11 protein-coding genes are annotated in these 10,559 nt (G+C 64.9%); 6 read left to right on the top strand and 5 right to left on the bottom strand.

Annotation, left to right across the window (positions count from 1 at the left end; translation table 11 throughout):
- Nucleotides 1–195: 195 nt before the first annotated feature.
- Complete coding sequence (locus X726_RS139910; RefSeq protein WP_023673294.1) at nt 196–2,217, bottom strand: hydantoinase/oxoprolinase family protein; 2,022 nt, start codon at nt 2,215–2,217, stop codon at nt 196–198.
- A 193-nt stretch (nt 2,218–2,410) separates the two neighbouring features.
- On the opposite strand from X726_RS139910, the gene X726_RS139915 reads away from it, so the two are divergent.
- Genes X726_RS139915 through X726_RS139925 form a run of 3 tightly spaced genes read left to right on the top strand, consistent with a single transcriptional unit; the run spans nt 2,411 to nt 4,394 of the window.
- Entirely contained in the window at nt 2,411–3,388 is a 978-nt protein-coding gene (locus tag X726_RS139915) for a threonine/serine dehydratase (protein WP_023673293.1), read from the top strand.
- A gap of 8 nt (nt 3,389–3,396) precedes the next feature.
- On the top strand, nt 3,397–3,777 hold the full coding sequence (locus X726_RS139920) for a nuclear transport factor 2 family protein (protein WP_023673292.1): 381 nt from the start codon (nt 3,397–3,399) through the stop codon (nt 3,775–3,777).
- 17 nt (nt 3,778–3,794) lie between these two features.
- A complete protein-coding gene (locus tag X726_RS139925) occupies nt 3,795–4,394 on the top strand; it encodes a DNA-3-methyladenine glycosylase (RefSeq protein WP_023673291.1) in 600 nt (199 codons plus the stop codon).
- Nucleotides 4,395–4,398: 4 nt separating this feature from the next.
- Here the strand turns inward: X726_RS139925 and X726_RS139930 are convergent, their stop codons facing one another.
- From X726_RS139930 to X726_RS139945, 4 genes are read right to left on the bottom strand one after another with little or no spacing between them, the layout of a single operon-like run.
- Nucleotides 4,399–5,535, bottom strand: a complete 1,137-nt coding sequence (locus tag X726_RS139930) for an ABC transporter permease (protein ID WP_023673290.1) — start codon at nt 5,533–5,535, stop codon at nt 4,399–4,401.
- Nucleotides 5,532–6,452: an ABC transporter ATP-binding protein gene (locus X726_RS139935; RefSeq protein WP_023673289.1), complete on the bottom strand. Its 921-nt coding sequence runs from the start codon at nt 6,450–6,452 to the stop codon at nt 5,532–5,534. Before X726_RS139935 ends, X726_RS139930 begins: the two co-directional genes overlap by 4 nt.
- A complete protein-coding gene (locus tag X726_RS139940; protein WP_023673288.1) occupies nt 6,449–7,402 on the bottom strand; it encodes an HlyD family efflux transporter periplasmic adaptor subunit in 954 nt (317 codons plus the stop codon). The genes X726_RS139935 and X726_RS139940 overlap by 4 nt, the downstream gene beginning before the upstream one ends.
- Complete coding sequence (locus X726_RS139945) at nt 7,399–8,103, bottom strand: CerR family C-terminal domain-containing protein (RefSeq protein ID WP_023673287.1); 705 nt, start codon at nt 8,101–8,103, stop codon at nt 7,399–7,401. Before X726_RS139945 ends, X726_RS139940 begins: the two co-directional genes overlap by 4 nt.
- A 92-nt stretch (nt 8,104–8,195) precedes the next feature.
- On the opposite strand from X726_RS139945, the gene X726_RS139950 reads away from it, so the two are divergent.
- The 3 genes from X726_RS139950 to X726_RS139960 all read left to right on the top strand — a co-directional run bounded on the left by X726_RS139950 (nt 8,196) and on the right by X726_RS139960 (nt 10,557).
- Nucleotides 8,196–8,693, top strand: a complete 498-nt coding sequence (locus X726_RS139950) for a CYTH domain-containing protein (protein WP_023673286.1) — start codon at nt 8,196–8,198, stop codon at nt 8,691–8,693.
- 86 nt (nt 8,694–8,779) lie between these two features.
- Nucleotides 8,780–9,715 carry a CHAD domain-containing protein gene (locus tag X726_RS139955; protein ID WP_023673285.1) on the top strand — a complete coding sequence of 312 codons (936 nt, stop codon included), beginning with the start codon at nt 8,780–8,782 and terminating at the stop codon, nt 9,713–9,715.
- A gap of 41 nt (nt 9,716–9,756) precedes the next feature.
- Nucleotides 9,757–10,557, top strand: coding sequence for a hypothetical protein (locus X726_RS139960; protein WP_023673284.1), 801 nt, complete (start codon nt 9,757–9,759; stop codon nt 10,555–10,557).
- Nucleotides 10,558–10,559: the final 2 nt, after the last annotated feature.

The following is a 10,559-nucleotide window of genomic DNA, read 5'->3' as shown; positions in this document are numbered from 1 at the left end:
GCGATTCGTGTGTCATCGCAGCGTAGAATCACACCCGATTCCGCAAGGCAATACCTATCTTAGCGCCTATGCCCTTGTGGGGGGAGATTGCCCTAAAGCGCGTCGCGCTGAACGGATTCATACGACGCGCTTTAAGTCTTTGTTTTGATGCATGTTGTTGTCCCAGAACCGCGGCACACTTCTGGGCGACATGCATTAAACCGCAATCCTCGGCCGACCCGATGCAACCGCCACCACATGCGCTTCGATAAACATCCGTTGGGCCTCAACCGTAGACACCTTGAACTCGGTCGAAACTTCTATCTCAGCGTTGTCGGTGCCGGCATTTTTCGCCCGCTCGGCCACAATCGCCCGCACATCAGCCTCCGCTGCCGCGATCGCCTCGGCCTCGTCCGTGAAGTCGCGCACCGTTTGCCCCGACGCCAAACGAAACAAACCTTCCCTGGGCTGGCTGACGCGGGCTTCGGCGGAGACGCGGACCTGGCCGACGACAGCGCCGAGCGCGTTGGCGACATCAGTATCCTCCGGCACCACGCACTCATTACCGACCAGCTCGGCCAAGCCGGCATAGTGCAGCGGCGCCGAGGCGCCGAGGCCAATGACCGGACGATCGAGCGCGACGCTGAGCCTTGCGATGCCGGGATGGGAATCGACGGCGCGCTGCACCAGCGCATGCGCGACGGTGGCGGCGCCATCCAGCCCATCCTCGGCAAAGGCTGTCTCCAGAATGTATTCGGCCGACCAGCGCGTGAGCGTCAGCAGCACGCGTTCGGAAATCACCTCCGGAGACGGCGCGATGTACTGGCCTCGCCCATCACGCTTGCGGGCAAACAGTTCGGCGCCGAGCCGGGCCGCAAGCGGGTCCCAGTTGGCCTGCTTGCCGAGCACATGGGCGGCGTCCGAGGGGGTGAAGCCCGAGATATGCACAAGACCGCGCGAGACCAGCCGGTTCAGCGTGGCGTTCTGGGCGTTCGAGGTGAGCAGCCTGTCGATGGCGAGCGGCACGGCACCAATCAGTTCATACAGTTTCGCCTCGGGCGCGGTCAGGCCGGCGGCGAGCCTGTCCGGCACGCCGGTGCGCAACGCAAAGCGGCCGTCCATGCGGCCGGGGTTGGGCACCCTGAGCTGGCGCTCGAGCTCCGATGTCACGGAAACACCATGCATCATGCCGGCCAGCGCCAGTGGCACCAGGCGGCGCGGCCCGAGCAGGATCTTCGGGTTGAGCGCGCCATCTTCCAGCGCCACTTCGGAATCGCCGCCGAGGCCGAAGGTGCGCATGGCGACCGCCTCGACCATGGTGCGGAAGCCACCGACGGTGGCGCCTTCGGGGTCGAGCCGGGGCCGGCCACCATCGAGCACGGCGACATCGGTGGTGGTGCCGCCAATGTCGGACACCATGGCGTTGTCCAGGCCCGTCATGTGGCGGGCGCCGACCAGGCTGGCGGCCGGGCCGGAGAGGATGGTCTCGATCGGCCGCTGGCGGGCAAACGCCGCCGAAACCAGCGCGCCATCGCCGCGCACCACCATCAGGGGCGCTGCGATGTTGCGGGCTTCCAAAAATCCTTCGGTTGCCGCCACCAGCCGGTCGATCATCGAGATCAGCCTGGCGTTGAGCAAGGTGGTGAGCGCGCGACGCGGACCGCCGAGCTTGGCCGACAATTCATGGCTGGCGGTCACCGGCAGGCCGGTCTTTTCGCGGATGAGGTCGCGCGCGGCGAGTTCATGCGCCGGGTTGCGGGTGGCGAAATAGGCGCACACGGCAAAGCCCGACACCGAGGCGCCGAGTTCAGGGAGTGCTGCTTCCAGCCCCGACAGATCGAGCTTGGCCGCATTGCCGTGCACGTCATGGCCGCCCGGACAAAACACCACCGGATCGGTGCCGAGCGCGGTCTTCAGCCCGTCGCGCGCAAGGTCGGCCCCGGTAAAGCCGATCATGATGAGCGCCACACGCCCACCCTGGCCCTCGACCAGCGCATTGGTGGCGAGCGTCGTCGACATCGACACGAGTTTGATGGCGGCCGGATCAGTGGCCGATTTTTCCAGCACCGCATCGACCGCGCCGGAAATGCCGACGGCAAGATCGTGCCGCGTCGTCAGCGCCTTGGCCTTGGCCAGCACCTTGCCTTTTGGCCCGCCTTGTTCCGACCACAGCACGGCATCGGTATAGGTGCCACCGGTGTCAATACCGAGGAACAGGGGTTTTGGCTTGGCGGTCATTTCTGGCGGTCCGGAATTCTGCTCCCCGCCCTTAGCCGATACGGCCCGGCGGATAAAGGCGGGAGAGGTGGGCCAGTTTGACCTCGTCGCCGCTCATGCCCGTCAAACTTTGTAACGGTCACATTTTTTCATTGGTGCGTGGCCTGCCTTTGCGTGCACCATGCGCCGATCTCATCGCTTTCAGGACTTCGCCATGACCACGCTTCCCGGCATCGCCGACATCCATGCCGCCGCCGCGCGGCTCTCCGGCCTGATCGCCGAAACGACCTTGATCGAATCGCTGGAACTCAACAAGCGCTTCGGCGGCCGCATCCTGTTCAAGCCGGAGACGCTGCAGCGCACCGGCTCGTTCAAGTTCCGCGGCGCCTACAACAAACTGTCTTCGCTGAGCGAAGAAGAGCGCAGCCGCGGCGTCGTCGCCTTCTCCTCCGGCAACCATGCTCAGGGCGTCGCCGCGGCGGCTGCCATGTTCGGCGTCAAGGCGGTCATTGCCATGCCGGCCGACGCGCCGGCGATGAAGATCGCCAATGTCCGCAAGATGGGCGCCGAAGTGGTGCCGTTCGACCGCTTTCGCGACGACCGCATGACGGTGGTGCGACCCTACATGGACAAGGGCATGGTGCTGGTGCCTCCTTTCGACGATCCGGCCATCATCGCCGGCCAGGGCACGATCGGTCTCGAACTGATGCGCCAGGCAAAAGCGCTCGGCGTCAGCCTCGACGCGGTCGTCATTCCCTGTGGAGGCGGCGGCCTGACGAGCGGCATTTCGATCGCCGTCAAGGATGCCTCGCCGGCCACGGCAGTCTGGGCCGTTGAGCCCGAGCATTTCGACGATACCCGCCGCTCGCTGATCGAGGGAAAAAGGGTTTCCAACGAGCCCGGCCACAGTTCGATCTGCGATGCCATCCTCACCGCAGAGCCCGGTGCCATCACCTTCGAGATCAACCGCAAGAACCTCGCCGGCGCCATCGCCGTCTCCGACAAGGCGGCCGCACAGGCGGTGCGCGACGCCATGGCCCATCTCAAGCTGGTGGTCGAACCCGGCGGCTGCGTGGCGCTGGCGGCGCTCTCGTCAGGCGAGATCGAACTGTCGGGCAAATGCGTCGCCGTCGTGCTGTCAGGCGGCAATGTCGATTTCACCACCTATGCCGAGATCATGGCCGCGGCCTGAGAACCGATATGGCAGACGCTGAGATAAGGGCGGCTCTCGATCGCCATTGGGCTGCCTCCGATGCCAATGATCTCGAGACGGAGCATCAGATCTATCGCGAGGACGCGGTGCTCGATTATCCGCAATCAGGCGAGCGCATCAGCGGACGGCACAACATCCAGTCGTCGCGCGCCACGCAGCCCAACCGGAAGCGCTTTGCCATGCGGCGGATCACCGGGTCAGGCGACCTCTGGATAACCGAATATGTCCTGACCTATGACGGGATTCCGTCCTATAGGGTGAGCATAATGGAGTTCGTCGATGGCAAGGTGGTTCGCGAGACCCAGTATTTCGGCGATCCGTTCGAGCCGGGGCAGTCGCGCGCGCAATGGGTCGAACGGATACCTTGAAACACGGCGGCGGTAGCATGACCGGCCACCATCCGCTCGATCGTGCCGAACTGCCTGATGATACGGCCGATCTCGCCCGCTATCTCATCGGCAAGCTCGTGGTGCGGGAGCTGCCGGAAGGCATCGTCAGCGGCCGTATCGTCGAGACCGAGGCCTATGTCACCGGCGACGCCGCCGGGCACGGCTATCGCGGCATGACGCCGCGCAACCGTTCGCTGTTCCTCGGGCCCGGACACGCCTACGTCTACCTCGCCTATGGGGTCTCCTGGATGCTCAATGTCTCGAGCGAGGGGCCGGGCACCGGCACCGGCGTGCTGATCCGGGCGCTGGAGCCGCTCGAAGGCATCGCCATCATGCGGCTGAACCGGGGCGTGGAGCGCCTGCGCGACCTGGCGCGCGGGCCGGGGCGGCTCGCCCAGGCATTGCGGATCGACCGTTCGCTGGACGGCCTCGATCTGTGCCGCCAAGGCCCGCTATGGCTGGCAGCCGACGAGCATCAGGCCGGCGACATCGGCCAAGGCATCCGCATCGGCATCACGAAGGATGCGGACCGCCCGCTGCGGTTCTATGTCAGGGGCAGTCCGTTCGTCAGCGGTCCGCGATCGCTCAATTCCTGAACGCTCAGTCGAGCGTGCGCCTGAACCGCACCAATGCGACGCCGGCAAACAAGGCCACGAACCCGACCAGCCAGGCGATCTCGCCCGCAACCGCCGGCAGTTCGGCGCCCTTCAGCATCACCGCGCGGGTGATGCGCAGAAAATGCGTCAGCGGAAAAATCTCGCCGAAGGTCTGCGCCCAGCCCGGCATGCCGCGATAGGGGAACATGAAGCCGGACAGCAGGATCGACGGCAGGAAGAAGAAGAAGGTCAGCTGCAGCGCCTGCATCTGCGTGCGGGCGATGGTCGAGATGGTGTAGCCAAGCAGCACCAGCGCCAGCACGAACACCAATACGGCTGTAAGCAGCAGCGACATGGAACCGGTGAAGGGGATGGCGAACAAGAGCTTCGACGCCGCCAGCACCACCACCACCTGGACGCCACCGACCACAAGATAGGGCAGCACCTTGCCCAGCATGATCTCGAACGGGCTGGACGGCATGGCGAGCAGGTTTTCCATCGTGCCGCGCTCGGTCTCGCGGGTCAGCGCGATCGAGGTCATCATCACCAGGGTCATCTGCAGGATGACGCCGAGCAGGCCGGGCACGATGTTGTATTGCGAGATGCCTTCCGGATTGTAGCGCTGGTGCACCACCACATCGAGCTGGCCCCTGGCGGCCTCACTCGCCGCCTCCTGCGTGCCTTGCGCCCGAAGCAGTGCCTGGCTGGCCACTTTGCTTAGCGTCGAGATGGCGCCGCTGGCGGCGGCCGGGTCGGTGGCGTCGGCCTCGATGAGTATCTGCGGATTGTCGCCGCGCTCCACCCGGCGGCCGAAATCGGCCGGGATGGTGACGACGAAGGCGACATCGCCGCGGGCCATCAGGAATTCGGCAGCCTCGGCACTTTGCGCAACATGGTCGAAGCGGTAGTAGCCGGTCGTCTGCAGGGCCGCGACAATGGCGCGGGTGTAGGGGTCGTTGCTGGTCGCCACCAGTGCGGCAGGCAGGCTTTTGGGATCGTTGTTGATGGCGTAGCCGAACAGCACCAGCTGCAAAAGCGGCACGCCCAGCATCATGGCGAAGGTGATGCGGTCGCGCCGCATCTGGATGAATTCCTTGATCAGCAGCGCACCGAGCCTGGCGAAGGAGAAGACGCTGTTCATGCCATATTGTCCTTCGAGCCGGACATGAACTGGATGAAGACGTCCTCGAGGCTGGTCTCGCCGGGTTTTACGCTGACGCCCTTGTGCTCCTTCTCGACATCGGCGAGCGCCTTTTCGAGCTTTGCCTTGTCGGAGCCGACGACATGCAGCGTCGCGCCGAACGGCGCCACCTGGTCGACGCCGGGCCGGTCCCTGAGTGCATCGGCGACCTGGTCGAGGCGCGGTCCCTGCAGCACGAAGGTGGTCAGACCGGCATTCGTCACCACCTCGTCCACCGTGCCGGTGGCCAGCATCTTGCCGTAGGAGATGTAGCTGATGCGGTGGCAGCGCTCGGCTTCGTCCATGTAGTGGGTGGACACCAGCACGGTCAGACCGCCGCTCGCCAGCCGGTGGATCTCGTCCCAGAATTCGCGCCGCGCCTTCGGATCGACGCCGGCGGTCGGCTCGTCGAGCAGCAGCAGCTTCGGCTTGTGCATGATGCAGGCGGCCAGTGCCAGCCGCTGCTTCCAGCCGCCCGACAGCGTGCCGGCGAGCTGGTTGCGGCGGCTCGTCAGGCCAAGCTCTTCCAGCGTTTTCGACACATGCTCCTCGACCGGCTTCAGCCGGTAGAGCCGCGCCACGAATTCGAGATTCTCGCCGATCGTCAAATCCTCGTAGAACGAGAATTTCTGCGTCATGTAGCCGACTTCGCGCTTGATGCGGAGCGACTCGGTGCGGATGTTGAAACCCAGCACCGTACCTTCGCCCTCGTCGGGCGTCAGCAGGCCGCACATGATGCGGATGGTCGTCGTCTTGCCGGACCCGTTGGGCCCGAGAAAGCCGACGATCTCGCCCTCGGCCACCGTCATCGTCACATGGTCGACGACAGTCTTGTCGCCGAAACGCTTGACCAGGCCATGAACGTCGATGGCGTTCATTTTGCGGAGGCCGCCAGCTCGACATCGACGATCTGTCCCGGCTGCAGCGCTTGCGCCTTGCCCTCAGGCCGCGCCTCGACGAGGTAGACCAGCTTCTGCCGGTTCTCGAGCGAGTAGATCACCGGCGGGGTGAATTCCGGGTCGGGCGAGACATAGCTGACGCGCGCCTTCACCTCCGGCCCGCAGCCGTCGCAATGGACGACAAGCAGCGTGCCGACCTTGATCGACGAGAACGCACTTTCCGGGACATAGACGCTGAGCTTTACCGCACCGTCCGGCAACATCGAAATGACAGGCGCGGTCGGACCGGCGGTGTCGCCGGGATTGCGGATGACGTCATTGATGCGGCCGGGCGAGGGTGCCGCCAGCACGCGCTTCGACAGCCGCCACTCAGACTGCTTCAACGCCGACTGCGCCTGTTTGACCTGATTGTCTGCCGCCTTGATCGTTTCGGGACGCGCAGGCAGACCGCCGACGGCGAGGTTGGCCTGCGCCTGGCCGACCTGCGCATTGGCGGTCTCCAGCGTCGCGGCTGCGGTGTCGTAGTCGGCCTGCGTGCCGGCACCGCGCTTGAACAGGTCGGCGGCGCGGTCGTATTTGCGCTTGGCATCCGTGGCCTGGGCCTTGGCCATGTCGACCTCGGCCTTCAGCACCGCGATCTCCTCCGGCCGCTTGCCGATCTGCAGGTCGGCCAGCTGCGCATGCGCCTGGGCGAGCGCGGCCTCTGCCTGGGCGACGGCGATTTTTGCGTCGGCGCTTTCGAGAGTCACCACAGGCGTGCCTGATACAACACGGTCGCCGCGCTTGACCGCGACGGTCTCGACCTGCGCCACTTCGATCGGCGCCAGCAAGACATAGTCGCCCTCGACATAGCCGACGGCAAGCGGCGCTGCCGGCGCGCAGGCGCCGAACAGCTGGGCTGCGAGCGGCAGGGAACAGAGAAAACTCATCGCTTGCCCTCCTTGCGGGCGACCGGATTTCGGGCCGCCAGTATGGCGCCAAGATTGCTTGTGACCGCCGCCACCACCTTGGCGGCTTCGGTGTTACCGATCTCGCGCCAGCCCATACGACGCATCACTGCTTCGCGGCCGATGCGGAAATAGATGACCTGGCCGATCAGCGTGAAGACCACGAGCTTGGTGGCCTCGCTTTCGGCCGGCTCGCCCGTCGCCTGTTCCCAGATCTGGCAGAGGCGGCGATGCGTCGGTTCGAACACCCCGTCATAGATGCGGTCGAGGGCGGCCGTCGGATGCGACAACTCTCTAAGTACGAATTGTACGATCTCGCCCGCCTCCGGCCTGGCGACGACAAATCCTACCATCCGCTCCAATGCGGTCGAGAGCTGCGCCCGCGCCGTCTCTGAACTGGCTTGACCTTGCAGCTGCATGCCGCCGAGCGCATGGCCGGCAACCGCCTGGATGGTCTCAACGATGTGGTCGGCGGCGGCCCCGCGCAGCCCTTCCTTGCCGCCGAAATGATAGGCGATGGAGCCGATGTTGGCCTTCGCCTCCGCCGCGATCTCGCGCGTCGAGGTGCCGTCGAAGCCCTGCCGCCCAAACAGTTTGAGCGCGGCCAGCACCAGTGCGGCGCGCGTCTGCTCGGCGGGCGATGTCTCCTGGCGGGGCATTTTGTCGGGCGCGGATTTGATCATGTCGGCGTGTTTAATCAATCGATTGATTAAAGTCAAATTGATTATCTACGGCCGCTTGCCATGTCGGGCCGCAGACGCTTTAGTGCGCGGCCATGGGCAAGGAAGTCGAACGCAAGTTCCTGGTCTCCACCGCCGAATGGCTAGAAATGGCCGAGGCGAATATACGCATTCGCCAGTTCTACCTTGCCGCAGCACCTGGCCGCACCGTGCGCGTGCGCATCAGCGACGGCAGTTCGGCGAAGCTGACGCTCAAATTCGGCAGCAGGATCCGCGAGCGTGACGAATACGAATATGAAATTCCACTGGCGGACGCAGAGGAAATGCTGGCCTTCGCCATCGGACATGTCATCGAGAAGACACGCCACCATGTTAGGCATCGCGGCTATCTCTACGAAGTCGATGTTTTCGGCGGGATTCTAGCCGGCCTTGTGGTGGCCGAGCTGGAGACGCCGGAGGATGTACCTGACGAAATGCTGCCTGATTGGCTCGGCCGCGAAGTGACCGGCGAGCAGAGATTTTACAACGCGTCGCTCGCCCTAGAGCCGGATGATTTGAGGTCGGGTCGACCTAAAATCGGAATCCGGCTCTAAATCAAAAGAGATGGAGCATGATGTCGTCCGAAAACCGCTTCACACTTTTCGGCATCATGCTCTAGGGGGATTCCGGAGATCGCCGCATGAGCTTTCGCATCGATCCGCGCCTGCCGCTGACCGGCGAGGTCAGGCGTATCCTTGGCGAGGAGATCGGCAAGGCGCTTGCCCATCTGGCCGTCGCGCGCGACCAGCCGGAGCAGGCATTGCACAAATGCCGCAAGCGGCTGAAGANGCGCGCCTTGCTGCGGCTGGTCCGTTCCGGAAATGAAACATTCTGTCGGACTGAGAACCAATGCTACCGTCAGGTGGCGGCGCTGCTTGCCGGGCCGCGCGAGGCGACCGCGCTGGTCGAGACCGTCGACCGGCTGGCAGCCGCCTTTCCCGAGCAGGTTGCCGGCGGCGGCCTCGACAGCGTGCGCGACCGGCTGATTGCCCGCCAGCATGAAATGCATGCCGGCGCCGGCCTCGACGCCGCCATAGGCGCGGCCACGGCCGCCTGCGAGGAAGGCCTGATCCGGATCGAGCGGCTGCTGCTCCCCGATCTGCCTGAGCATGCAGCCGATGTGGTTGCGGAAGGCGCTCGCAAGACCTTGCGCCGTGCCAGGAAGGCGCTGGACCGGGCGGGATCGCGCGGCGAAGCAGAGGATTTCCACGATCTGCGCAAGGCTGCCAAGACCCACTCGATGCATTTGTCGCTGCTCGGCCGGCTGTGGCCGACGCCGATCAAGGTGCGGCGCAAGGCGGTCGACGAACTGGGCGAAAGGCTCGGCGAACTGCACGACGTCTTCGTCATGCGCGTGTTGCTCGAGGCCGACGGTGAGCCGCTCGGCGATGCGCAGGAGAAAAGGCTTCTTGGCAAGCTTTTGAAGCGCTCGGAAAAAAGCCTGAAGAAGAGCTGCCTCGCCGGAGCGGCCGAGCTGTTCGGCGACAGCCCCAAGCGCTCGACAAAGAAACTCGCGCGCAATGCGCGCGACGACCTCGCCGGCCCGGTATTGTCGAAAGAGGTCCCGGTCGGTTGATCATGGCCGAGGACGTCACCTCGTGCTAGTCACACTTTGCCATGACCGCGCCGCGCGACACGATTCTCGACCGCCTTGGCCGCTGGCTTGCCGGCCGGCTGCAGGACGAATCCTCGGGCTATGAGCCCTACACGCCGTCCGACGCCGAGACGTTGCGGCGCACGCTCGAACCCGGCGACATCCTGCTCATCGAAGGCAACCAGAAGATCTCCGCGGCCATCAAATACCTGACACAGTCGACCTGGTCGCATGCGGCCTTCTATATCGGCGATGCGTTGTCCGAACCGGAGGACGGATCGGAACGGCGTCGGCTGATCGAAGTCACGCTCGGCGAAGGCTGTGTCGCCGTGCCGCTGTCGCGCTACCGCACCTACAACACCCGTATCTGCCGGGCGAGCGGGCTGGCGCCGGAAGACCGCGACCATGTCGTCGCCTTCATGATCGGCAAGCTCGGCCTGAAATACGATCTCAAGAACATTTTCGACTTGCTGCGCTTTTTGCTGCCGACGCCACCGGTGCCGGTGCGCTGGCGCCGCCGCATGCTGGCTTTCGGTTCCGGCGATCCGACGCGCGCCATTTGCTCGACGCTGATCGCCGAAGCCTATGGCGAGATCCGCTACCCGATCCTGCCCGAGATCACCCGCGCGCCCGGCCGCGCCTCGGCGCAGTCGAACTATTCGCGCCGCGAAATCCTGCACATCCGCCACCACTCGCTCTACACGCCGCGCGACTTCGACCTGTCGCCCTTCTTCCGCATCGTGAAACCGACGCTGGAATTTGGTTTCGACTACCGGGCGGTGACCTGGGAAGATAGGGCCGCTGAGGCGAAGGCCGCCGAATAGCA

Source organism: Mesorhizobium sp. LSJC285A00, from assembly GCF_000503155.1.
Lineage (GTDB): Bacteria > Pseudomonadota > Alphaproteobacteria > Rhizobiales > Rhizobiaceae > Mesorhizobium.
This window is presented reverse-complemented; position numbering and strand designations above follow the sequence as displayed.